The following is a 21,877-nucleotide window of genomic DNA, read 5'->3' on the forward strand; positions in this document are numbered from 1 at the left end:
CACTTCGACGCCGCCGGGCATGGCCCGGCGCTACCGGAACGTATGCGCAGGGTAGCGCCGGGCCATGCCCGGCGAGCGCGGAGCGCGGGATGCTTCAGCCGCCACCCAGGGCATGCACGATCTCCACCACATCGCCCTCGGCCAGCACATGCTCGGCATGGAGGCTGCGACTGACGATCTCGCCGTTCACCTCCACCGCCACCCGGCGTTGCAGCAACTGCTCGGCCGCAAGCAGGTCCAGGAGGGTCGCCGAAGCGGGCAGGGTGCGGGGTTCGCCATTGAGCTGGATGTTCATGGGGCCATTGTCGCTGATCGCCGGTTCGCATCGGAACCGTTGCAAGTTGTGCGCTACGCCCGCACCGGCAAAGCCCGCCAGGCCTGGCTCGGGCGACAATCCATGCGGCGGCGCAGCGTGAGCAATTGGCGGCGCAGTGAAACCATTCACCGTGCGCCGGCGTACGTGCGTCGGATCCTCAAACGATATCCCCACAGGAGTTTTTACATGCTGCTCAGCAAACGCCCGATCCGCTCCCTCATGGCGGCCGCGATCGCGCTGGCCGCGCTGCCGGCCATGGCAGGCGAATCCCCGTTCACCCGCACCGTGTTCATCGGTGACAGCCTGACCGACAGCGGCTACTTCCGTCCGCTGCTGCCGGCCGACGTGCGTCCGGTCACCGGCCAGTCCACCACCAACCCCGGTTGGGAGTGGGCACAGTGGGTGGCCGATTACTACGGCACCAACGCCAGCCCGAACGGCAACGGCCAGACCGGCGACAACTACGCTGTCGGCGGCGCCCGGGTCGGCACCGACTTCCGCAACCCGCAGCTGGGCAACGTGCTGGTGCCGTCGTTGAAGACGCAGACCGCCAACTACCTGGCCGCCAACGGTGGCAAGGCGGATCCGCGCGCGCTGTACACCGTCTGGGGTGGCGCAAACGACCTGTTCCAGATCACCAACCCGGCCCAGGCGCCGGCAGTCATCGGCTCGGCGGTCACTGACCAGATCGGTATCGTGGCCAGCCTGAAGCAGGCCGGTGCCGAGTACGTGCTGGTTCCGAACCTGCCCGATATCGGCTCCACTCCGGGCTTCATCGATCGCGGCGCTGCCGCGCGCGTGCAGGGGACGGCGCTGTCCAACGCCTACAACAGCGCGCTTTATGGCGGTCTCAAGCAGGCCGGCATCGATTTCATTCCGCTGGACACCTACACGCTGCTGCGCGAAATCATCGCCAGCCCGGGCATGTACGGCTTCAGCAACGTCACCGGCCGGGCCTGCACCGTGCCGTCGTCGCTGACCTGCAGCCCCTTGGCCTATGTGCGTCCGGATGCGGCAAGTACCTACCTGTTCGCCGATGACGTGCACCCGACCACGGCCGCGCACCAGATGCTGGGCCAGTACGCCATCTCGATCCTGGAAGGCCCGCGCCTGCAGCAGGTGCTGAGCCACTCGGCGCAGACCATCGGCCGCTCGCGTGCCGACCAGGTCAGCCTGCACCAGGCCGGCCGTCCGGCCGACGGGATGTCCTGGTGGGGCGGCGTGCGCGGTGACATGCAGCGCTACGACCACGCCGATCTGTACGACGGCCTGGCCCCGGCCGGCCTGTTCGGTGTCGACTGGGCACGTGACGGCATGGTCTTCGGCGGCTTCGCCGGCTTTGGCCGCCTGAATGCCGACTTCGGCAACAGCCGTGGCGATTTCACCCAGAAGGACACCACGGCCGGTCTGTTCGCCGGCTGGTACGGCGACCGCATCTGGGTCAATGGCCAGGTCAGCTACACCTGGCTGTCCTATGACGTGAACCGCAAGGTCCAGCTCGGCCCGGCCACCCGCGAACACGGTGGCTCGCCGGACGGCAGCAACCTGACCGCCGCCCTGAACGCCGGTTACGAGTTCGGCACCGAAGGTGGCTTCCGCCACGGCCCGATCGCCTCGGTGATCTGGCAGCAGGTCAAGATCGACGGTTACACCGAAAGCGCCGATGCCGGCACCCTGGCCACCGCGCTGGGTTACGGCAAGCAGGATGTCGATTCCACCGTCGGCCGTATCGGTTGGCAGGCCCGCTTCGACGGCGGCACCGTCAAGCCGTACGTGCAGGTGACCTACGACCACGAGTTCGAAGACACCAAGCAGGCCAGCGCCTGGGTGCAGAGCCTGCCGGACGTCGGCATGTACCGCGTGCCGGGCATGGACTTCGACAAGAACTATGCAACCGCCATCCTGGGCGCGCGCATGGAGCTGTTCGGCCTGCAGAGCAACATCGGCCTGAGCGCCACCACCCTGCAGAAGCGTGCGCAGGACGCGACGCTGTTTGCCAGCTTCAGCGGCAGCTTCTGATGCAAACGACGGCAGGCCTGCGGGCCTGCCGTCACCGCCACGGGCAGGCTGCAAGGGCCTGCCCGTTGCGTTTGAACACGTGCCCCGCATAGACTTGTCGGGCAACGCGGGCGTAGCTCAATGGTAGAGCTGTAGCTTCCCAAGCTACTGACGAGGGTTCGATTCCCTTCGCCCGCTCCATGTCTTCCAGCGGTTTGCGCCAGATCGAGGCGCTCCGCAATAACCGAAGCGCTTCGCAATTCACTGCGCCGAAGTGGTTTTGGACTCTCTTTTCTTTCGCGCGTGGATCCCGGTCGTGGTGACTGATGGATGCTCGGCTGGGCCAGCGCCTCGTGAATGTCCGCCGCCTCGCGGGTCTTATCGAATCCTCAGCGCGATGCGCGCCCTTCAAGGGAAGACTCGCTTCATTCGCGATCGGCCGCGAGTTGTGAGTCTTCGCTGCTCGTTCGGCAGGTTCTTGCAGGTCTTCGGTCGGGTGTAGCGAATCACGTGGAAAGATGAGTGGCCTGCCTCAACTTCAGGTGACCTTGTTGGCAACTACACTCAGCGCACCTGCCGTACTGTTTGGAGTTATGCACTGGCGGCAACTCTGGCTGCAGCGGTAATCCGGAGCGCAGGTCACAACCTTGGACGCCCTGGGGGAAGGATTTCATTGATCGTTTTACCCCCGATTCGTGCAATAACGTACTTGAATCCGACAGTTCCGGAGAGGTACTCGTAAAGCTCCGCCTCGATCTCGCCGATCTTTTCGCCGAAACTCTCACTCAGCTCCGTCGCCCCTTTAGGCAAATAGCCTGAATCCAGATCAATCCAGACTATGCCTGTAGACGGCTCAGGAGTGATCCGGACAAGTACATGCTCTTCTTGGCCCGGTAGCCGCGTCTGCTGATCCACAAAACGCTGCAGTTCAGGCTCCAGCTGTCGGAAAATCGACATGCTTTCCGCCACAGAGGGAAGTCGCTGTTGCTGCTGAGGCTGTATTTGTTGCGTGCTTGCATTGGCGGCGAGTGCTACAGAAAGTGCCAGCCCTGCGACGATACAAGCCAATCTCCCACGTTGCGTAACAGGCATCATGCACCTCCTTTGCTGATGGATCCCCTGCGTCCGAGGTTATCAACAATGATCGCGTCGTTTGAAGTCAGGTAACTCCCCGTCTATTGCAGGTAATTCCAGTCGGCGAAGGTGAACGGTGGCCTTTCCATGCGTGCAAGATGCTGGGTAGGGGAATGGCCAAGTGCTGTCGCGGCATTGCCCTACGGCGCCCTACGGCGTCGAGCTGGCTGGAGCGCCCTCCTGACCTCGCACACTCAAAAGTCGCTTGGGCGAGCGATTCAGATGGGCCCGCTTCGTTCGCATCGGCTAGATTCTGTCGGGCCTGATTCAGGCCGAGCGCGGGGCGTTCGTTTCCAACAATCCGCATTTCCCGTGCAGGCAGTGCGCGGTAGCGTCCAGACTCCTTTCAAGTGGAAACATGCGCGTGGAAAGCAGGGATGACGTTGTCACACGGCTGCACAGGATCTTTCTTTCGGCCGGCATCGGCTCGGCCAAACAGGTCGAAGCGGTTCGAGCACTCGGGCGTGCCGGTGGCCCGGAGGCGGCGCGGTTGATCGGGCAGATCTACCAGGACGCCTTCAGTGGGTCGGCCATCCAGATGGCCTGCATCGCCGCGCTGGGCGAAGCGGCACGCACCTGTCCACCGGTGTTGCCAGGCACGGAGTGAACTGGGCAGCGCGGCTGCGCGCGGGCCAGGCAGCATCATCCAGACGCAACGCTGCCACGCTATGCTTCGCGCCTGCCGACCGATCCCACTGCGATGAAGCTCGCCATCCTGTCCCGCAACACCCGGCTGTACTCCACCCGTCGGCTGGTCGAGGCCGCGCGCGCGCGCGGCCATACCGTGCGCATCCTGGATCCGCTGCGCTGCTACATGCGCATCGCCGCGGACGGCTTTTCCATGCACTACAAGGGGCGGCCGATGACCGGCGTGGATGCGGTCATCCCGCGCATCGGTGCTTCGGTCACCCGCTATGGCACCGCCGTGCTGCGCCAGTTCGAACTGATGGGCGCACGCACGCCCAATCCGTCCGACGCGATCCTGCGCTCGCGCGACAAGCTGCGGGCGCACCAGCTGCTGGCGGCCAAGGGCATCGACATGCCGGTCACCGTCTTTGGTGACAACCCGGATGACACCGTCGACCTGTTGTCCATGCTCGGCCCGCCGCCGCATGTGGTGAAGCTCAATGAAGGCACCCAGGGCCGTGGCGTGATCCTCACCGAGAAGGCCAGCGCCTCGCGCGGCATCGTCGAAGCCCTGCGTGGCCTGTATGCCAACTTCCTGATGCAGGAGTTCATCGGCGAGGCCAAGGGCGCCGACCTGCGTTGCTTCGTGGTCGGCGATCAGGTGGTGGCGTCGATGCAGCGCCAGGCGCCGGAGGGGGATTTCCGCTCGAACCTGCATGCCGGCGGCACGGCGGTGGCGTCCAAGGCCAGCCGGGCCGAACAGCAGGTGGCGGTGCGTTCGGCCAAGGCGCTGGGGCTGGGCGTCTGCGGGGTGGACCTGATCCGCTCCGAGCGCGGCCCGCTGGTGCTGGAGGTGAACTCCACCCCGGGCCTGGAAGGGATCGAGGCCGCCTGCGGGGTGGATGTGGCCGCACGCATCATCGAACATGTCGAGAAGATCAAAAAAACCTGATATTTCAGTGGCTTGAAATTAAATTCAGGCGAGGTTGGCGGGTTTAACACTGCTTTAATCGCCCCGGGCGTAGCCTTCAACGAACCGCAGCTCTGCCTCTCAGCAGGATCGGTATCGGGATACAACTTCAGGCCCAGGCGGGTGCACCGCCTGGGTCTTTTTTATGCCCTGTGTCCCCCTGCCAAGGGGCCCTTGTGGGCACGTGGGGACACTCGTAGAGTTGGGCCTTCGTTCCGAAGGATCGGGAGGTTGGCGATGTACCGCACCACGATGATCGTGCTGTTGCTGTGCCTGCCTGGCGTTGCACTGGCCAAGCCGGAAAAGGCGGCTGTGCAGATGGACCGCCAGACCCCGGTGGCCGAGCAGGTCCGCCAGGTCGAAAAAGCCCTGCAGCAGGGCGACTACAACGAAATCTCCGCCGAGGACCGCAGTCAGGTCCAGCAGGCATTGGCGCGGATCACCCAGCGGATGGGCGACCGGCAGACCGTCCAGGAGCTGCCACCGCAGGTGCAGAACGACGTCTTCAACGATCAGGAGCGGGTCAACAGCATCCTGACGCGCGCCCACGACGACAGCCGCCAGATCTGCTCGTACCAGCGCACCACGGGCAGCAACATGCCCAAGAGCCGTTGCATGACCGTGGCCGAACGGCGCCGCATCGAAGAGAAGGGCAAGGCCCTGCTCAACGACCAGCGCACCTACAGCAACTTGAACCCGGACTCCAAGCTTTAAGGCCGCCTGCACCCTGCCGGCCAGCACTTGCTGGCAGAGCGGGCATCCGCATACAGTCGGCGTTCACCTCAGACAGGGATTCGTTTGTCATGAAGCATCCAGTGATATCAGCGGTTCTGGTTTCGGCGTTGGCCCTGGTCGCTGCCTCGGCAGGGGCCAAGAGTGCCGAAGAGGTATTCCTGCCGGGCAAGCCGCTGCTGCAGCAGGTAGAGCGCATCGAGATCGAGCTCAACGATGGCGAAACCTATTCCGAGCTGCGTCAGGAAGAGCGCGGCAAGGTCCGCGAGACCCTGGTTCGCATCCGTGCCGCCGCCGAGCAGTACCCGACCAAGGACGCGATGCCTGAATCGGTACGAACTGAGGTCTTCAACGATCAGCAGGTCGTGAACACCGTTTTGACACAGGCGCGTGAAGATAGTCGTCTAATATGCCGACGTGAGAAGACCATTGGTTCCAACATGTCGTCCACGCAATGCATGACCGTCGCCGAGCGTGCTCGGCAGAAGGACAAGGCACAGCGCGACATGGGCCAGGCCCAGCGCGTCGGTAAATTCGTCAATTAGAGGTGACAGTGAGAATCCTGGTAATCGAAGACAACAGCGACATTGCGGCCAATCTGGGCGACTACCTGGAGGACCGGGGCCACACCGTGGACTTCGCTGCCGACGGAGTGACCGGGTTGCATCTGGCTGTCGTGCACGAGTTCGACGCGATTGTCCTGGACCTCAACCTGCCCGGCATGGACGGCATCGAAGTCTGCCGCAAGCTTCGCAATGAAGCGCGCAAGCAGACCCCGGTGCTGATGCTGACCGCGCGCGATTCGCTGGACAACAAGCTGGCCGGCTTCGATTCCGGTGCTGACGACTACCTGATCAAGCCGTTCGCGCTGCAGGAAGTGGAAGTGCGTCTGAACGCCCTGTCGCGTCGCGGCAAGGGCGTGCAGACCCGCGTGCTGGAAACCGGTGACCTGGAATACAACCTGGACACGCTGGAAGTGCGCCGCCAGGGCAAGCTGCTGCAGCTCAACCCGACCGCATTGAAGATCCTGCAGGCGCTGATGGAAGCGGCCCCGGCCGTGGTCACCCGGCAGGAGCTGGAAACCCGTGTCTGGGGCGAAGAGCTGCCGGACTCCGATTCGCTGCGCGTGCACATCCACGGCCTGCGCGCCGTGGTGGACAAGCCCTTTGAAGTGCCGATGATCCAGACCCGCCATGGCATCGGATACCGCATCGCTACGCCGGAAGCCTGATTCTGTGGCAAGCAAGGGGGAGCGCCGGCGCACGCCTTATCGGCGGCGCCTGCGCAGCCGCATCATCGTCTCGTTCGTGTTGTTGGGCTTCTGCCTGACGACACTGTTCGCGTTCGCCACCAACTGGGCCCGCATGCGGGTGGAAAACCAGCTGGTGGAAGACGTGATGAACCGCAACATCAGCGAGTACGTGCGGCGTTATTACGAAAGCCCGGACCGCAACCCCGACCTGCCGGTGCAGCAGATGCGCGCGCGCCTGATCAAGCCGGACAAGTTCGAAGCCCTGCGCGAGGAGGAGCCGGACTGGTACGAGTTCAAGGACGGCCTGTACAACATGGGCGGTGTGGACGAGCGCGGCGAGCGCTATTCCTACAAGCTGGCCGTGCGCAAGACTCCCGATGCCTGGGCGTTCCTGGCCTACGACATGACCGACAGCGTCCGCGGTGGGCAGCAGCTCAACCGCGCGCTGTTCCTGTCGGTGCTGGTATTCAGCCTGCTGTCGCTGGTGCTGGGCTGGTGGTCGGCCTCCAAGGTGATGAAGCCGGTCTCGGATCTGGCCGCGCGCCTGCGTGCGTACCGTGGCGGTACCAGTGAGCCCGAGCCGTTGGCGCCGCGCTTCCCGGATGACGAAGTGGGCCAGTTGGCACAGGCGTTGGATGACTATTCCTCGCGGCTGACCGAAGTGGTGCAGCGCGACCGTGAGTTCAATGCCGATGTCAGCCACGAGCTGCGCACGCCGTTGGCGGTGATCCGTGGCGCCACCGAGCTTCTGCTGACCCGCCCCGGCCTGGACGAAAAGGTGCTGCAGCGCCTGCAGCGCATCCAGCGCGCCGAGCAGCAGTGCAGCGATCTGATCGGCGCGCTGCTGCTGCTGTCGCGCAACGAACGCGGGCAGGGCAGCAGCAATGTAGCCCGGGTGGCCGAACAGCTGCTGGACGCGCACCGCGCCCAGTTGGGTGGCAAGCCGCTGGAGCTGCACCTGGATGGCGAACGCGATCTGGTCATCGATGCCCCCGAAGCGGCGTTGTCGGTGGCGCTGGGCAACCTGATCGGCAATGCGGTGAAGTACTCGCAGGATGGCGAGGTGCGCGTACATGTGGGCACCAACGCTGTGTCGGTGACCGACAGCGGGCCAGGCCTGAGCGAGGAAGATGCCGCCAAGCTGTTCCAGCGCGGCTACCGCGGTACCCATGCCGGCCACTCGCAGGGTGGCGGTATCGGCCTGTCGATCGTCAGTCGCCTGTGCGATCTGTACGGCTGGCAGGTGAGCGTGCGCCCGGGCGGCGCCCGCGGCGTGATCGCCACGCTGACGTTCTCGCCGAAGCCGCTGTAACCCATTCTGGCTGCTGCTTTGCTGGGTGCCGACCTTGGTCGGCACGAATCCATTCGTCGCCAAAATCTCCCACTCGGCGCGAAATGTCGCATGCAACGCCAATGCAGCTTCCGCGAAGGTGCGGCGTATCTGGTCCAGTACGACACCTGCGTGATGCATTCCGCGCCCTGCGCGTGTCGCACCGCACGGTTCCGCAGACGGTTGGCCCGCATGGCGTTTTCGCCTCATGACCGCAATGCATGCAGCTGGCGAGATGGCACGGTCGGGGTCATCGCCCCGGCCGGGATTGGCGTCCTGAATAAACCCGACAACTTGAAAGCTCCAGATGCGCTTTGGCCATCGTGGAAAATGCATCGCATGCCTTCTGCTTCGGCGGGCGGTGCGTGGGGACTCGCAAGAGTCCGCTGGAGTCTTTTTCCTTGCTTTCGAGTTGTTGGGTCTCCGGTACGCCAACCCGCACCGTCCGCCACCCCGCATCCGCGGGTGGCCTTGCCGTCTGCGAGGAGCATTGCCATGTCTGCACGCACTACCTATCCGAACCTGCGCCGCCTGGTTGGCGAATCCGCCGATCAGTTGCCGGCCGACATCGCCGAACGCATCGAAGACGTACTGGCCGAACCCAGCGACCTGCTGCCCGCGCTGATGGCACGCATGGATGGCCGCGACAACGCCGATGGCCAGACCCGGAAGGGCACCGGTCTTAGTCCGTCGCAGGCCGTAACCCTGGCCAGCCTCAGCCGTACCCTGGCCGGTCTCAATGCGCTGATCCAGATGCTGCACGCCGCCGAAGCGGCACGCGTGCAGGGCAGCGCAGGCCAGCAACTGCCGCCGGATGTAGTGGAAGGTCTGTTGCTGGCCGCCCGCGAACTGGCGCGCTACGCCCGCCAGCAGCTGGAGTAGATCCACGCATGCGTGGATGCGCGTTCGCGCGGTGCCGATAGACCTGCAGGATTACCCTGCCGCCAACACCAGGTACCGCGCGTGCAACTGCTCGACCTGCGCCTGCAGGTCATCCGGATGGCCATCATTGACGACCACGTCATCAGCCAGCGCCAGGCGCTGCGCGCGGGTGGCCTGGGCGGCGATCATCTGGTCCGCCAGCGCGGCGTCGATGCCGTCGCGCTGCATCAGCCGGGCGTGCTGCACGGCTTCCGGGGCATCCACCAGCAGCACCCGGTCCAGCCACGGATAGGCCTGGCGACCGCCCACTTCGGTCAGCAGCGGGATCGCCGCCAGCGCATAGGGGCTGGCGGCCTGCTCGCACTGCTGCTGCATCAGCCGGCGGATGGCCGGGTGGGTGATTGCTTCCAGCGCCGTCCGCTCGGCCGGGTCGGCAAAGATGTGGGCACGCAGGCGCGCCCGGTCCAGGGCGCCGTCGGTGAGCAGCATGTCTGCACCGAAGCGCTCGGCAATCAGGGCGAGGGCAGGGCTGCCCACCGCCACCACCGCGCGCGCGGCCAGGTCGGCGTCGGCCACGACAATACCCAGCGCCTCGAAGCGCCGGGTTACCTCACTCTTGCCCGAGGCAATGCCGCCGGTCAGACCCACCACATACTGGCTCATGGGGACTCCCCTCAGCGCAGCCCGCTCATCACCAGATACTGGTTCAGCAGGGGCTCGCCCCACATGAAGAACAGCCAGCCGGCCAGTGCCAGGTAGGGGCCGAACGGAATCGGTGTCGCCCGGTCACGGCCGCGGCTGTACAGCCAGATCGAGCCGATGAGGGCGCCCAGCACCGACGACATCAGGATGATCGGCAGGATGCCCTTCATGCCGCACCACGCGCCCAGCGCGGCCAGCAGCTTGAAGTCGCCGTGGCCCATGCCCTCCTTGCCGGTCAGCTGCTTGAACAGCCACCACACCGACCACAGCGACAGGTAGCCCAGCAGAGCCCCCAGCAGGGCAGGCTTGGCCGGCATGTACAGGTTGTCGATGCTACCGATCAACCCCAGCCACATCAGCGGCAGGGTCAATTGGTCCGGGAGCAGTTGGGTGCGCAGGTCGATGCCGGACAGGGCGATCAGGAAGCAGGTCAGCACGATCGCACCGAAGCCCTGCCAGCCGAAGCCGAACTGCCACACACAGGCCAGCACCATCACCGCGGTCAGGGCCTCCACCAGCGGGTACTGGATGGAGATGGGCGCCTTGCAGTGGCGGCACTTGCCGCCCTGGATCATCCAGCTGAACAGCGGGATGTTCTCGTACCAGGCCAGCTTGTGCTTGCAGTGCGGGCAGTGCGAAGGCTCGACCACGATGCCCGGTGGGGGCGGCTCGTAGAAGTCCGGCTCCTCCAGAACCTCGCGCGCATCGCGCTTCCACTGCCATTCCAGCCGCTTGGGCAGGCGCAGGATGACGACGTTCAGGAAGCTGCCCAGAAGCAGTCCCAGGCCGGCCGCGGCGGGATAGCCGAGGCCGGGATGCTGGTCAAGAAATGCCATGTATGTTTTATCCGACGACGGAAGCGAGCTTGAAAATCGGCAGGTACATGCCGATGACCATGCCGCCGACGATGGTACCAATGAATACCATGATCATCGGTTCCAGCAGACTGCTCAGGGCGTCAACAGCATTGTTGACCTCCTGTTCATAGTATTCAGCCACTTTGAACAGCATGGCGTCCAGGGCGCCAGCCTCTTCGCCGATACCGGTCATCTGGATGACCATGTGCGGGAACAGGTTGGTCTGCTTCATGGATACGTTGACCGGATAGCCGACAGACACGTCATCGCGCATCCGCAGCACCGCCTCTTCGTACACAGTGTTGCCGGTAGCGCCAGCCACGATGCCGAGCGCCTCCACTAGCGGTACACCGGCCTTGAAGGTCACTGCCGTGGTGCGGGCGAAGCGCGCAATGGCGCTGTTGTGCATGATCTGGCCGATCACTGGCACCTTCAGGATCAGGCGATCCATTCCGTGCTGCATCTTTGGTGAGCGCTTGTAGGCGGCGATCAGCCCAACAATGCCTCCAACTAAAGCGATCAGTATCAACCACCACCAAGACACCATAAATCTGGATAGGTTGACAATCATCTGAGTGAAGGCAGGCAGTTCGGCGCCGAAGCCCTTAAATACATCTTCGAACTGCGGGACCACCCAAACGAGCAGAATGCTGCTGACCAAGAGCGCTACTGCCATCACCATGACGGGATAGAAGAGTGCCTTGCGAATCTTGCCTTTCAGGGCTTCGATGTTCTCTTTGTAAGTAGCAACGGTGTCCAGCACCGTTTCAAGTACACCCGCCCCTTCGCCCGCCCGCACCAAGTTGCGGTAGAGCTCGTCGAACTGCACCGGATGCTTGCTGACCGCCTCATACAAGGAGGATCCGCCCTCGATGTCGGTACGCACGGAGTCAACCATTTTTTTCATGCGCGGGTTCTTATGCCCGCTCGCGATGATGTCCAAGGCGCCAACAATGGGCACACCGGATTTCATCATTGTCGCCATCTGACGGCTGAAGAAGGCGATGTCCTTGGGCTTGATCGCACTACCAGCGGCGCCGAACAATGGCTTCGGCTTCGTTTTCACCGTTCCCGGATTGATGCCTTGGCGGCGTAGTTCGGCCCTAAGCAGGTTGGCATTCTTGGCCAGCTGCTCGCCCTTCATCTTCACGCCCCGCTTGTCGGTCCCCTCCCAGACAAACGGCTGCAGCTCCATGGTGGCGCGCGCCACCGGTTCTTTCTTGATCGCACTGCGACTGACAGACATGTTGGCTCCCCGGCCCGCCATCCCCAGACGGGCATCCAGTTGCCGATGGTAGCGGGTTCATTGCCGTCTGGGCAGTTGCCGAGCGGGCCGGAATGCAATTTCGTGCCGGCCGCCGACCAAAGGTGACGCACTGCGTCACATTGCCGCGTCCATCGCAGATTCGCATACGGGGGGTTCCCATCCACGAAATTGCTGCCATCATGGGCGCGGGGAAATCCAGGGGGAGGCGTGCCGGGGTTGGCACGCAACCTGCGTTGATCCACCCGCAGGTGCAGGACCCGCTCAGCCGGCCGAAGGTCGGACCGATCCTGTGCACTGACTCAACCACCACTATCTTGGGGATGTACGACTATGAAGAACCAGAAGGGCTTCACCCTTATCGAACTGATGATCGTCGTCGCGATCATCGCGATCCTGGCCGCCATTGCGCTGCCGGCTTACCAGAACTACGTCGCCAAGTCGCAGGTCACTGCCGGCCTGGCCGACATCCGCGGCGGCGTGACTGCCTTCGAAGAAGGCATCCAGTCGGGCACCAAAACTGGTAGCCCGGTGGCTGCTGACCTTGGTCTGAACTCCAACACCCCGCGTTGCGGCATTGCCCCGAGCGGCGCTTGGAGCGATGCTTCTGGCCAGAAGATCGTCTGCACCCTGAAGGGTAACCCGAAGGTCGTCGGCGAGACCGTCACCCTCACCCGCAACGCTTCCGGTGCCTGGAACTGCACCGCATCGGCCAAGCTGGCTGATTACAAGCCGGCCGGCTGCTGATAGCGGGCTCGCAGGTGTTTGAAGAAGGGGGCGAATTCGCCCCCTTCTTCGTTTTTCATCATGGAAAATCAAGAGTATCCAAGGGGAGGCGCCATGCTTGGGGAGCGTGGTTTTACGTTGATTGAGCTGATGATCGTGGTTGCGATCATTGCGGTTCTGGCGGCCATTGCCGTGCCTGCGTACCAGATGTTCGTGGCGAAATCGCAGGTAACTGCGGGGCTGGCCGAGGTGGCCGGCGGCCGTACCATGTTCGAATCACAGATACTTGCCAATAACATCACCACTTTTCAGTTGTCTGATATCGGCCTTCAGTCCAGCACCGCACGCTGCACCATGAGCATGGATTCGTCGGAGACCGGCAGCATCCGCTGCCGCCTCAAGGGCAATCCGATCATCAATGGCAAGACGGTGCAGATTGCACGCAATTCGTCAGGCGTCTGGCAGTGCAAGGTCGATGCGGATATACCCTCCTACGCCCGGCCTCGCGACTGCAACTGATGGCGCTGCCTCCGAATGACACACGCGCGAAGCGCCTGTTCGCATCGTCTTACCTGTGGTTGGCGGTTGTCCTGCTGCTGGTTGCCGGCATCTACTGGCCCGGCATGCGTGGCCCCTTCCTCTTTGACGATTTCGGCACCATCGTTGAAAACAGGGCTATCCATGCAGATTCGTTGACATGGCAGGCGATCCTGCAGGCGGCAACCTCGTTCGAGCCCGGCGGTCTGTTGGGCGCCCGGCCGCTGTCGATGGCTGGCTTCGCGCTGAATCACGCTTTGGGAGGGCTGGACCCTTGGGGTTACAAACTGATCGGCGTGCTAGTGCACCTGGTCAACGTTGTGCTCGTGCTGCTGCTGACCCGCCGGATACTGATCCTCCTGGAGACCGCAACGCCGACTGTGGCGCTGCGCATCAGTTTTGTCGTGGCATTCATATGGGCCATTCACCCCCTGCAGATCTCGAGCGTGCTGTATGTCGTGCAGCGGATGGAGACGCTTGCGGCGACCTTCATGCTCGGTACGCTGCTGTGCTACCTGCAGGCACGTACTCAGCAGATGCAGGAGCGCCGCGCATGGCCTTGGTTCGTTGCATGTCTGCCGCTCGCTTTGCTGGGGGTGCTCGCCAAGGAATCGGGCGTTCTGGTCGCTGCCTATGGCGTGTTGTTGGAGTGGGGAGTACTGCATTTCAGGGCGCGCTCGCCGCACGTGATCCGTTTTTGGAAGTCGCTCTGCGCTGTTGCCTTGATCGTGGCGATAGTGGGGTTCCTCTTCGTCGTGGTCCCGACCTACTGGGTTGACAATTACCCCGGGCGCGATTTCGGAACCTATGAGCGCCTGCTGAGTCAGCTGCGCGTCCTGTGCATGTACCTGACCCAAGTACTCCTGCCGCTACCGACCTCGCTGACTTTCTATTACGACGACTTCCAGCCCTCGCATGATTGGTTGCATCCGGCTTCGACCCTGCTCTCCGGCCTGGTGTTGTTGACGCTTGTGCTGGGAGTTTCTGTTTTGAGACGCAGGGCGCCACTGCTCTGTCTGGGGGTGCTCTGGTTCTTTGTTTCCCATCTGTTGACCAGCAATGTCATCGGTCTTGAGTTGATTTTCGAGCATCGCAACTATCTTGCGCTGTTGGGTATCCTCTGGGCTGTGGCGGCGATCATGGTCAACATCCGTGTTGGATCGCCTCTCGTTCGCCGGGCGGTCGTGGCTGCGATTGTCGTACTGCTGTCAGGCGCATCGTTGATCCGTTCCAGCATATGGGGCGATCCTCTGCTGCTTGCTTCTGACCTTGCGGTGGAGAATCCGCGCTCGGCGCGTGCGGCCAACGACCTGGGTGCGATCTATCTGGAGATGTCTGACGGATATCTGGATTCTCCGTTTGTAGACTTGGCCATCAGCCAGTTCGAGCGCTCTGCCGCTCTGCCGGGGAGCTCGGTCATCAGCGACCAGGGATTGATCCTCGCGGCCACCCAGGCGAGGCGTCCGGTCCCGGATGCCTGGTGGCAGCGCCTGATTGGCAAGTTGCGACGACAGCCTATTGCCCCAGAAGTAAGAGGCGCACTGTTTTCGCTCATGAACAGTCGTTACGAAGGTTTTGAATTGGATGATGGCCGACTGATGGAAGCCTTTGGTGTATTGTTTGATCGCACCACGTTGCCGCCCAGCAGTTACGCTCAGTTCGGTGACTACGCCCTGACCCGTGCTGGTAATCCAGCAATGGCCGATTGGGCGTTCGCCAAGGCAGTAGAGCAAAGCTTGGGTTCGCCTGATTATGTGCAGAAGATGATCTCTACGATGGAACGCCAAGGCCACCTTCAGCAGGCCGCAGTGGCCAGACAGACCGCGAAGCAGCTGGGAATCGAAACTGCTCCGCCGGTGGCTTCTCCCGCGAAGCCTCCTCAGTGAGCGGTGCCTGTCGTCGCCACTGCTCGGATGAGTAGGTCCGCCAGTGCCGTTGCCCGATGACTCCAGTCGTATATTTCTACTGAGTCGGGGTACTTTGGGCTGAACAATTGATCGCTGATGGCCCCAGCCAGGCCACGGGTATCTCCGGGCGTATAGAGACAGGCGGGCGCATTGTCCACCAGTGCGCCGGCGTCTCCTATAGCGGCGGCGACCACCGGCGTCCGGCACGCCAGGCTCTCGGCGAGCTTGAGCGGGTAGCAGTACCGACCGAAGGCCGAGTCCCGATTGCAGGTGATGGCTACGTCCAGCGCATTGAGAAGGATCGGTACGCGCTTCCAGTCCAGTACACCCAGATCCAGCAGGCGGGGGTGCGCGAAGCGCACGGCTGTTCCGTCCCCGGGCCCGGCAACCACCAGGTGGAGGTCGGGATCGTGTTCCGCCAGCTGTTGGAATGCCTGGAACAAGTCGGCGATGCCCCGGCTTTCATCAATGGCACCAGCACAACCGATCAAGCGCGCGTGCGCTGGCAGGCCCATCGCCTTGCGGCATTCCTGTTTGTCGAGCGCGCGAAAGATATCGGTTCGCACCGCATTTCCAATCACCTCAATGGGCAACCATGGGTTGACGATGGTGCGGAGGTAGGCGGCCAGCGTGTGAGTGACGGCGCTGATCCCGTCTGCCGATGCGCATGCGTTCCTGAAGGCGGTGGTGACGCCGGGGATACGGCTCAGTCCGAAGCTCTCGTAGTTGTCGTACAGATCAAGCACATAGGGCACGCCGAGACGTTCTGCGATCTTACTGCCGAGAATACAGCAGGGGGCGTCCGAGCCTGCCAGCACGACATCCACGGGTCTGCGTCGGTGGATGTCCCGAATGGAAGCAGGCAGGGCAAGAAGACCCTTGGGCCTGACGTTGAGCGATTTCCAATGCACACCCGCTGGGGATCGATGCTCCCGTTCTGCCCGGGGGCGATAGCTCAGGGTGACGCCGCTGACCGCGAAACCATGGCGGGCTAGACCCTCCGGCAGTTCGTACAGCCTTCCGTATTGGTCATCAAGCAGATCCCTTCCGGTGTACTGCCGTTTGCAGAGCATGAGGACATGCATGGACGGACCTGTAGGGCTATTCTTGCGGGCAGTACCTCATGATGGGCAGTTGCAGGTGGAAAGTCACCTTGGGGAAAAGCGATGGGGCTGATGACGGTGCTTCGGCAGATGGGCAACAGCCTGCGCGTTGGCGAGCGGCCCGGCGTGGCCCAGAGTGCGTTGCGCAGGCTGTTCCGGCATTTGCGCGGGCGGCAGATCATTGATGACTTCGACGGCCGGTTTACCGTGTCACTGGATCTTGCCGAGCACATGCAACGGCGCATGTTCTGGATGGGCTACTACAACATCCACCTGGTCTCACTCCTGGATCGAATTCTCGAACCTGGCATGACCGTGATCGATGTCGGAGCCAACATCGGCGAGATAAGCCTGGTTTGCGCAAATCGCGTGGGGCCAAGCGGCTGCGTGATAGCCATCGAGCCCATCGCCGGGATCGCTGATCAGTTGCAGCGCAACGTACAGATCAATGGTCTGCAGGAAACAGTACAGGTTCACCGGCAAGGACTCGCGGCCCAGGCTGGTCAGTTGCCGATATACGCATCCTGTGGGCAGACCGACGGAGTGGAGTTCAACCAGGGCCTTGGCAGCCTGTATGGAAATGCCAGCGTGGATCGCTGTGTCGGTGTGGCCGACATTACTACGCTGGAGGACGTCGCCCATCGCGTCGGGCTGACCCGTCTGGATTTGCTGAAGATCGATATCGAAGGCGGTGAGCTCCCGTGCCTGCAGGGTGGGTTGAACATCGTGCGTCGGTTTCTCCCGGTCATTGCCGTTGAGGTACAGGAACAGGCCTGCGTGGCAGCGGGTTATCAGAGCCGGGACATCCTCACGTTTCTGCAGCCGTTGGGATATCGCTTCCACCGGCTGGAAGCCCAAGGTCGATTGGTCAGGATCGAAATTGCAGACCTGCGTGACTACCAGGATGTCATCTGTATCGCTGGGCCGCTCAGAGCGGTCGAAGCGGCATGATCTGGTTGTTGGCCAGCCGCTGGGAGCCTGGTGGCTTGGAGCGAGTGCAGCTGAATCTGCTGCGTGGCTTCAAGAAGCAAGGGGAGGCGGCGCGCATCATTGCGGGCCGCGATCTGGGTGGGCCGGGAGATGCTGGCGAGGTTGACTTCATCGCACCTGCCGGTGCCTGGCAGCTGCTGCTGCGGCTGCCGTGGCTGATTCGCAAGCAGCGTCCCCTCGTCGTCGTCACCACTGCCAATGATGTGGCCATCTGGGTCGTTTTCTGGCGCCGACTACTGTATCCCACAACAGCCGTGGTGATTGCCCAGCATCTTTCACTGTCCGCTCCGCGGAAGGCGGCGCGTGGCTACGCGCGTTGCAAGCGGGAGATCATCCGCTGGCTGATGCGCATCGTAATGCCAGCCGCACAGGGAATGATCGCGGTTTCCGCCGCCTTGGCCAGGGATATGGAAGGGGAGCTTGGCGTTCCTGCTTCCAGGGTGCAGGTCATCCACAATCCGATCACGCGCGCATCTCGCCGCGCTCAAGCCTTGCCCAAGCAGCTGTGGCCGTTCCCCGATGATGGCGTTCCGGTGTTGATCTATGCCGGGCGTCTGTCAGCGGAAAAGCGCCTGGACCTGTTGTGGGAGGCGTTCACGCGGTTGCGACAGACTCATCGGGCACGCCTGCTGGTACTGGGGCAGGGCGAGGAGGGGCGTCATCTTTCAGCTTGGGTGGCGGCCAGCACCTTGCAGAAGGACGTCGCGATGCCCGGGCGTGTAGCGGACGTACTGCCGTGGATAGCGCGAGGCAGGGCGCTGGTGCTGTGTTCGGATTACGAAGGCTTTGGCAACGTTTTGGTTGAGGCCATGCACTGCGGCGTCCAGGTGGTGTCCACCGACTGTCCGCATGGCCCGGCCGAGGTGCTCGGTGCAGGAAAGTACGGGCAACTGGTGCCGGTAGGGGATGTGTTTGCACTGACCCAGGCACTGCGCAATGTTGTCGACGGGCGCTGTGAGGTTCCTGCGGAGGTACTGCGGGCACACAGCAGTGCTTTTTCCATCGACGCCGCCTGCCGCGCGTACCTTGACCTGTTCAGTGCTGCGCGTGTGCGTATGCAGGCGCGGGGCTGAAGGGGACGGTCAGCCATGCAAGGGAGGCCATCACGGCTTCGGCGGTGATGATCATCCATACTGCGCCCTGCAGTCCATGTGCCGGTATCCATAGAGCCGAAAGCACCGCCATCAGCATCAGTCCGAGGGCTTCGATGAGGAACCTGCGCATCTTCCAGCCTCGACCTACAAGCGTGTTGCAGCCGATCTGCCGCAGGCTGTAGCCGGCGACGAACAGCCCCATCCATTGCAGGGCCGGTATGGCGGCAGTGAACTCGCCGCCGAGCAGATGCGGCAGCAGGTGGGCGCAATAGGCCAGAACCAGGCTGGCGATGGCGCCGTAACCAAGCGCTGCCAGTACCATCGAGGTGACCAGACGGCGGTAACGGACATTGTCCTGCTGGGCGCGGAACAGACGCGGCATGGCGGACATCACCATGGCATCTAGTGGCATCGCCAGGACCATGGCGATGCGGTAGGCGGCCGAATACTGGCCAGCAATCATGCTGCCGCTGGTGTGCAGCACGAAGGATTTGTCCAGGGTGGTTACCCCCACGGATGAGCTCCATGCGGCGGCATGGCCGGTGCCATGGATCAGGTCGCTACGGTTGATCTGCAGCTGCGCCGGTCCTGGCTTCAGTAGGTGGCGCACCGCCAGCAATGCGAATAATGCGCTGCAGGCGGCCGATGCCAGATGCAGCAGAAGATAACCGGTCAGGGCTGCGGACGATGGCAGGGCACTGAAGATGCAGATCGCGGCCAGCCGTAGCATTGCATTCAGCGCAGGCAGCGCGGCTGACCATCCCATCCGATCATTTGCGGAGAAGGCGAACGCGGCATTGGTCACGAAGGGAAACGCGACGATTTCCGAAAGCGCGACCAGGCAGAGCGCAGGCCATGACAGTAGCCCGGCACTGAGCAGGCAGAAGACGAGGGAAAGGGGTGGCGCGCTCATCAGGCAGAGCAGCAGGCACTGTTTCCAGTAACGGGCAAAGCGTGCGCGGTCTGCAGCAGCGTACTGGTACATCAGCATGCCGCCGCCCAGCCCCACCAGACCAGCTAGGGCCGACGCGGTTCCGACCGTGCCGGAGAAAAGGCCATAGTTGTCCGCGCCCAGCACGCGCGCACCGACGAGGATCCAGGCGGCCAGGCAGACCATGCGGACGCTCTGCCAGAACATCACCAAGATCGAGGTTCTGGCCAGCTTGCCAAGACGCGGCAATTCAAGGGGCACTCGCTGCCTCCATGATGGTCTGCAATTGCCGGGCATACCTGGCGGCGACTTCGGCGTGATCGAATCGCGCCAGTAGGGCAGGGCGCTGAGCTCGGGCCCAAGCTTCGGCCTCTTCCGGCGCATCCAACAACTGCACCAGCACGCTCGCAAGGGCCTCAGCATCGCGCTGCGGGGCCAGATAGCGCGGGGGGGCGGTCGGGAACGCATCGCGTACCGCAGGGACGTCAGTGGTTACCACCGGGCAGCCGCAGCCGAGAGCCTCGACGGAGACCAGCCCCAGCCCTTCTTGGTCGCCATTGCGGGCCTGCACGAAAGGGGCGACCAGAGCACTTGCGCGCTGATAGTGCGCCGGCAGAGCGTTCTGCGACAGGGCGCCAAGGAAGTGCACATGGTCCTGCAGTCCTAGGGCTTCCACCTGGGATTGCCGTGCCTCGCGTTCCGGGCCATCCCCAATGACGGTAAGTGTTGTGCAAGGGTGGTGGGCGAGAACTGTGGGCAGCGCGTCCAGCAAATAGACCAGGCCCTTCTTCTCGACCAGGCGGCCGACGAAAAGCAGTTCATTGCTTGCGCGTGCAGCCGTGGAGTGCGTGAAGTGATGCTGCAGATCCACGCCCATTGGGGAGACCAACAGGGGTAGGTGCGGCGCCAGCGCTTGCATCGGCGCGATCATTGCTTCGCTGACCACGCTGGCCGCCTGTGCGCGGGCAAGCGCGAAGCGCTTCAACGCTTGGAACATTCGGCCATGCAGCGAGAACAGGTCGCCGCCATGGGAAGTGACCAGCATCGGCGGCCGCAGCCGTTTCGGAAGCAGGGCGCTGGTCAAGCCCTGTGGCACGATCCAGTGGACGTGGAGGGCGTGGTGGCGATGCCGCTGCAGTTCGCGTCGCACGGCCCACCACTGGCCAAACAGGAAGCTGGGTACCAGCGCCAGCGTCCACGGGCGCCGCCGCAGGTTGGAAACGATACCTCCGCCGTTGACCAACTGTTCCAGCGCTTCGGGTGCGTAGCGGTAGCGGATGACTTGTACGTCGTCCAGATGCTCCCGGTGGGCTGCACCGGGGGCATGCGGGCATAACACTGTGACCTGGAAGTGGGCGGTCAGGTCCCGGCTCAAGGCGTGGACGAATCCAGGTTCCGGGTCGCCTCGCCAGCGCGGATAGGTGGACGCCACGACCAGGAGTTTTGGAAGGGCTGCAGTGGCCCCGCCCCCTGCTGTCACGGTTGGGAGTCCTTGCGCGACGCGAGGTAAGTCAGGCCGGTGATCTGTTCCGAGATCAGGCCGATCAGGAAGATGATCACTGACGCACTGAACAGTAAAGTGCTCATGTTGGTGAAGCGGTGCATGGTCGTAAAGGTATAGCCGTAGTAGCCCAGCCCCAGCAGGAAGAACGCCGCTGCGACGGGTGCGAACAGCTTGAGCGGTGAATAGAGCGTGGCGATCTTGAAGATGATCAGCAGAAAGCGGATGCCGTCCTTGATGGGGCGGATGTGGCTGCCATTGCCCACTCGCTTGCCCACGGGGATGGGGACGTAAGCTACCGGGTAGGCGCTGCGGAAGAAGGCCATCGTGCTGGTGGTCGGGTAGCTGAACCCATTCGGCAACAGGTGCAGGAATTCGCGGAAACGCCCTGCCCGTACGGCCCGGAAGCCGGAGGTGAGATCCATGACCTCAAAACCCGTCATGTGGCTCGCTAGCCAGTTGTAGAACCGGTTGGCCAAGCCACGGTGCACGTTGGCCTGGCCGCTGCTGTCGCGGGCACCGACGACCATGTCATAGCCCTCTTCCAGCTTTTCCAGCAGGACGGCGACGTGGCTCGGGCTATGCTGCCCGTCGGCATCCATGAACACCAAAATGTCCCCGGTGGCCATGCGCGCGCCTCGCTTGATCGAGGCGCCGTTGCCCATGGAATAGGGGCTGGAAAGCACCCGCGCGCCTTGCTCGTGGGCTATGGTTGCCGTGGCGTCAGTGGAGCCGTCATCCACGACGATGATCTCGGCGTGAGCGTACAGTTGCCGGAGTGCCGGAAGCGTGCGAAGAAGACCTTCGGCTTCGTTTTTTGCTGGCAGGATGATACTGAGCTGATTCAATGCGTGTCCCCGTTTTCCCCTGTCCAATCTTACTCCGCCATGGTGCCTGAATGGGCTGCTGGCGGTTGCAGTTCATGCGGTCGCTGATTGCCGTCATGTGCGCGGATCAGGCCGGGGGGGGCTTGGGAGAGCGATCACCTCAGGGGGAGCCCACAGTGTGCCTGTCGGACTGGAAG

Annotated in this window: 22 protein-coding genes and 1 tRNA gene; 14 read left to right on the top strand and 9 right to left on the bottom strand. The window is 63.2% G+C overall.

Going from position 1 to position 21,877, the window contains the following annotated elements; genetic code table 11:
• Window positions 1–94: 94 nt before the first annotated feature.
• Window positions 95–295: a sulfur carrier protein ThiS gene (gene thiS, locus ABIA73_RS18300; RefSeq protein WP_093818795.1), complete on the bottom strand. Its 201-nt coding sequence runs from the start codon at window positions 293–295 to the stop codon at window positions 95–97.
• Between the two features lie 207 nt (window positions 296–502).
• Here thiS and ABIA73_RS18305 point away from each other — a divergent pair, with 207 nt between their 5' ends.
• Both ABIA73_RS18305 and ABIA73_RS18310 read left to right on the top strand, forming a co-directional pair.
• Entirely contained in the window at window positions 503–2,335 is a 1,833-nt protein-coding gene (locus ABIA73_RS18305; RefSeq protein ID WP_025874280.1) for an autotransporter domain-containing esterase, read from the top strand.
• A gap of 106 nt (window positions 2,336–2,441) precedes the next feature.
• A tRNA-Gly gene (locus tag ABIA73_RS18310) sits at window positions 2,442–2,515 on the top strand.
• A gap of 438 nt (window positions 2,516–2,953) precedes the next feature.
• Here the strand turns inward: ABIA73_RS18310 and ABIA73_RS18315 are convergent.
• Window positions 2,954–3,406 carry a hypothetical protein gene (locus ABIA73_RS18315; RefSeq protein WP_051562351.1) on the bottom strand — a complete coding sequence of 151 codons (453 nt, stop codon included), beginning with the start codon at window positions 3,404–3,406 and terminating at the stop codon, window positions 2,954–2,956.
• A gap of 406 nt (window positions 3,407–3,812) precedes the next feature.
• On the opposite strand from ABIA73_RS18315, the gene ABIA73_RS18320 reads away from it, so the two are divergent.
• The 7 genes from ABIA73_RS18320 to ABIA73_RS18350 all read left to right on the top strand — a co-directional run bounded on the left by ABIA73_RS18320 (window position 3,813) and on the right by ABIA73_RS18350 (window position 9,241).
• Window positions 3,813–4,055, top strand: a complete 243-nt coding sequence (locus ABIA73_RS18320; RefSeq protein ID WP_025874282.1) for a hypothetical protein — start codon at window positions 3,813–3,815, stop codon at window positions 4,053–4,055.
• Window positions 4,056–4,148: 93 nt separating this feature from the next.
• Window positions 4,149–5,027, top strand: a complete 879-nt coding sequence (gene rimK / locus ABIA73_RS18325; protein WP_093818761.1) for a 30S ribosomal protein S6--L-glutamate ligase — start codon at window positions 4,149–4,151, stop codon at window positions 5,025–5,027.
• Window positions 5,028–5,282: 255 nt separating this feature from the next.
• Window positions 5,283–5,759, top strand: a complete 477-nt coding sequence (locus ABIA73_RS18330; protein ID WP_025874284.1) for a hypothetical protein — start codon at window positions 5,283–5,285, stop codon at window positions 5,757–5,759.
• Window positions 5,760–5,848: 89 nt separating this feature from the next.
• Window positions 5,849–6,322: a hypothetical protein gene (locus ABIA73_RS18335; protein ID WP_025874285.1), complete on the top strand. Its 474-nt coding sequence runs from the start codon at window positions 5,849–5,851 to the stop codon at window positions 6,320–6,322.
• Between the two features lie 8 nt (window positions 6,323–6,330).
• Window positions 6,331–7,008 carry a response regulator transcription factor gene (locus tag ABIA73_RS18340; RefSeq protein WP_025874286.1) on the top strand — a complete coding sequence of 226 codons (678 nt, stop codon included), beginning with the start codon at window positions 6,331–6,333 and terminating at the stop codon, window positions 7,006–7,008.
• On the top strand, window positions 6,971–8,341 hold the full coding sequence (locus tag ABIA73_RS18345) for a sensor histidine kinase (protein WP_080150572.1): 1,371 nt from the start codon (window positions 6,971–6,973) through the stop codon (window positions 8,339–8,341). Before ABIA73_RS18340 ends, ABIA73_RS18345 begins: the two co-directional genes overlap by 38 nt.
• A gap of 513 nt (window positions 8,342–8,854) precedes the next feature.
• Window positions 8,855–9,241 carry a hypothetical protein gene (locus ABIA73_RS18350; protein WP_025874288.1) on the top strand — a complete coding sequence of 129 codons (387 nt, stop codon included), beginning with the start codon at window positions 8,855–8,857 and terminating at the stop codon, window positions 9,239–9,241.
• A 51-nt stretch (window positions 9,242–9,292) separates the two neighbouring features.
• Here the strand turns inward: ABIA73_RS18350 and coaE are convergent, their stop codons facing one another.
• From coaE to ABIA73_RS18365, 3 genes are read right to left on the bottom strand one after another with little or no spacing between them, the layout of a single operon-like run.
• The gene (gene coaE, locus ABIA73_RS18355) at window positions 9,293–9,904 is read right to left on the bottom strand and encodes a dephospho-CoA kinase (RefSeq protein WP_354276134.1); all 612 of its coding nucleotides are present in this window, start codon (window positions 9,902–9,904) and stop codon (window positions 9,293–9,295) included.
• Between the two features lie 11 nt (window positions 9,905–9,915).
• Window positions 9,916–10,779, bottom strand: a complete 864-nt coding sequence (locus tag ABIA73_RS18360) for a prepilin peptidase (RefSeq protein ID WP_025874291.1) — start codon at window positions 10,777–10,779, stop codon at window positions 9,916–9,918.
• Between the two features lie 7 nt (window positions 10,780–10,786).
• Complete coding sequence (locus ABIA73_RS18365) at window positions 10,787–12,046, bottom strand: type II secretion system F family protein (protein ID WP_032975227.1); 1,260 nt, start codon at window positions 12,044–12,046, stop codon at window positions 10,787–10,789.
• 351 nt (window positions 12,047–12,397) lie between these two features.
• On the opposite strand from ABIA73_RS18365, the gene ABIA73_RS18370 reads away from it, so the two are divergent.
• The 3 genes from ABIA73_RS18370 to ABIA73_RS18380 all read left to right on the top strand — a co-directional run bounded on the left by ABIA73_RS18370 (window position 12,398) and on the right by ABIA73_RS18380 (window position 15,213).
• Window positions 12,398–12,811, top strand: coding sequence for a pilin (locus ABIA73_RS18370; RefSeq protein WP_032975177.1), 414 nt, complete (start codon window positions 12,398–12,400; stop codon window positions 12,809–12,811).
• A gap of 93 nt (window positions 12,812–12,904) precedes the next feature.
• Window positions 12,905–13,309, top strand: a complete 405-nt coding sequence (locus tag ABIA73_RS18375) for a pilin (RefSeq protein WP_032975176.1) — start codon at window positions 12,905–12,907, stop codon at window positions 13,307–13,309.
• Window positions 13,309–15,213, top strand: a complete 1,905-nt coding sequence (locus ABIA73_RS18380) for a hypothetical protein (RefSeq protein WP_354276135.1) — start codon at window positions 13,309–13,311, stop codon at window positions 15,211–15,213. The genes ABIA73_RS18375 and ABIA73_RS18380 overlap by 1 nt, the downstream gene beginning before the upstream one ends.
• On the opposite strand, the gene ABIA73_RS18385 is transcribed toward ABIA73_RS18380, so the two are convergent.
• Window positions 15,207–16,319, bottom strand: coding sequence for a glycosyltransferase family 4 protein (locus ABIA73_RS18385; RefSeq protein ID WP_354276136.1), 1,113 nt, complete (start codon window positions 16,317–16,319; stop codon window positions 15,207–15,209). The two genes, ABIA73_RS18380 and ABIA73_RS18385, sit on opposite strands and share 7 nt — an antisense overlap.
• 81 nt (window positions 16,320–16,400) lie before the next feature.
• On the opposite strand from ABIA73_RS18385, the gene ABIA73_RS18390 reads away from it, so the two are divergent.
• Both ABIA73_RS18390 and ABIA73_RS18395 read left to right on the top strand, forming a co-directional pair.
• Window positions 16,401–17,288 (top strand): FkbM family methyltransferase, encoded by an 888-nt coding sequence (locus ABIA73_RS18390; protein ID WP_051584899.1) that lies wholly within the window; start codon window positions 16,401–16,403, stop codon window positions 17,286–17,288.
• Window positions 17,285–18,400: a glycosyltransferase gene (locus tag ABIA73_RS18395; protein WP_032975173.1), complete on the top strand. Its 1,116-nt coding sequence runs from the start codon at window positions 17,285–17,287 to the stop codon at window positions 18,398–18,400. Before ABIA73_RS18390 ends, ABIA73_RS18395 begins: the two co-directional genes overlap by 4 nt.
• On the opposite strand, the gene ABIA73_RS18400 is transcribed toward ABIA73_RS18395, so the two are convergent.
• From ABIA73_RS18400 to ABIA73_RS18410, 3 genes are all read right to left on the bottom strand, one after another.
• Complete coding sequence (locus tag ABIA73_RS18400) at window positions 18,363–19,613, bottom strand: lipopolysaccharide biosynthesis protein (protein WP_354276137.1); 1,251 nt, start codon at window positions 19,611–19,613, stop codon at window positions 18,363–18,365. The two genes, ABIA73_RS18395 and ABIA73_RS18400, sit on opposite strands and share 38 nt — an antisense overlap.
• Window positions 19,603–20,727 carry a glycosyltransferase gene (locus ABIA73_RS18405; protein WP_354276138.1) on the bottom strand — a complete coding sequence of 375 codons (1,125 nt, stop codon included), beginning with the start codon at window positions 20,725–20,727 and terminating at the stop codon, window positions 19,603–19,605. Before ABIA73_RS18405 ends, ABIA73_RS18400 begins: the two co-directional genes overlap by 11 nt.
• Before the next feature lie 101 nt (window positions 20,728–20,828).
• Window positions 20,829–21,701, bottom strand: coding sequence for a glycosyltransferase family 2 protein (locus ABIA73_RS18410; protein ID WP_032975170.1), 873 nt, complete (start codon window positions 21,699–21,701; stop codon window positions 20,829–20,831).
• Window positions 21,702–21,877 lie beyond the last annotated feature (176 nt).

It is taken from the genome of Stenotrophomonas sp. 2694 (assembly GCF_040548715.1).
GTDB lineage: Bacteria > Pseudomonadota > Gammaproteobacteria > Xanthomonadales > Xanthomonadaceae > Stenotrophomonas > Stenotrophomonas indicatrix.

Excerpts from the sequence above, each read along its gene's own strand:
- ABIA73_RS18315 (WP_051562351.1), bottom strand. The coding sequence starts at position 3,406 with ATGCCTGTTACGCAACGTGGGAGATTGGCTTGTATCGTCGCAGGGCTG.
- ABIA73_RS18395 (WP_032975173.1), top strand. The coding sequence starts at position 17,285 with ATGATCTGGTTGTTGGCCAGCCGCTGGGAGCCTGGTGGCTTGGAGCGA.
- ABIA73_RS18365 (WP_032975227.1), bottom strand. The coding sequence starts at position 12,046 with ATGTCTGTCAGTCGCAGTGCGATCAAGAAAGAACCGGTGGCGCGCGCC.
- ABIA73_RS18305 (WP_025874280.1), top strand. The coding sequence starts at position 503 with ATGCTGCTCAGCAAACGCCCGATCCGCTCCCTCATGGCGGCCGCGATC.
- ABIA73_RS18370 (WP_032975177.1), top strand. The coding sequence starts at position 12,398 with ATGAAGAACCAGAAGGGCTTCACCCTTATCGAACTGATGATCGTCGTC.
- ABIA73_RS18330 (WP_025874284.1), top strand. The coding sequence starts at position 5,283 with ATGTACCGCACCACGATGATCGTGCTGTTGCTGTGCCTGCCTGGCGTT.
- rimK (WP_093818761.1), top strand. The coding sequence starts at position 4,149 with ATGAAGCTCGCCATCCTGTCCCGCAACACCCGGCTGTACTCCACCCGT.
- ABIA73_RS18335 (WP_025874285.1), top strand. The coding sequence starts at position 5,849 with ATGAAGCATCCAGTGATATCAGCGGTTCTGGTTTCGGCGTTGGCCCTG.
- coaE (WP_354276134.1), bottom strand. The coding sequence starts at position 9,904 with ATGAGCCAGTATGTGGTGGGTCTGACCGGCGGCATTGCCTCGGGCAAG.
- ABIA73_RS18385 (WP_354276136.1), bottom strand. The coding sequence starts at position 16,319 with ATGCATGTCCTCATGCTCTGCAAACGGCAGTACACCGGAAGGGATCTG.
- ABIA73_RS18380 (WP_354276135.1), top strand. The coding sequence starts at position 13,309 with ATGGCGCTGCCTCCGAATGACACACGCGCGAAGCGCCTGTTCGCATCG.
- ABIA73_RS18390 (WP_051584899.1), top strand. The coding sequence starts at position 16,401 with ATGGGGCTGATGACGGTGCTTCGGCAGATGGGCAACAGCCTGCGCGTT.
- thiS (WP_093818795.1), bottom strand. The coding sequence starts at position 295 with ATGAACATCCAGCTCAATGGCGAACCCCGCACCCTGCCCGCTTCGGCG.
- ABIA73_RS18350 (WP_025874288.1), top strand. The coding sequence starts at position 8,855 with ATGTCTGCACGCACTACCTATCCGAACCTGCGCCGCCTGGTTGGCGAA.
- ABIA73_RS18375 (WP_032975176.1), top strand. The coding sequence starts at position 12,905 with ATGCTTGGGGAGCGTGGTTTTACGTTGATTGAGCTGATGATCGTGGTT.
- ABIA73_RS18345 (WP_080150572.1), top strand. The coding sequence starts at position 6,971 with ATGGCATCGGATACCGCATCGCTACGCCGGAAGCCTGATTCTGTGGCA.
- ABIA73_RS18360 (WP_025874291.1), bottom strand. The coding sequence starts at position 10,779 with ATGGCATTTCTTGACCAGCATCCCGGCCTCGGCTATCCCGCCGCGGCC.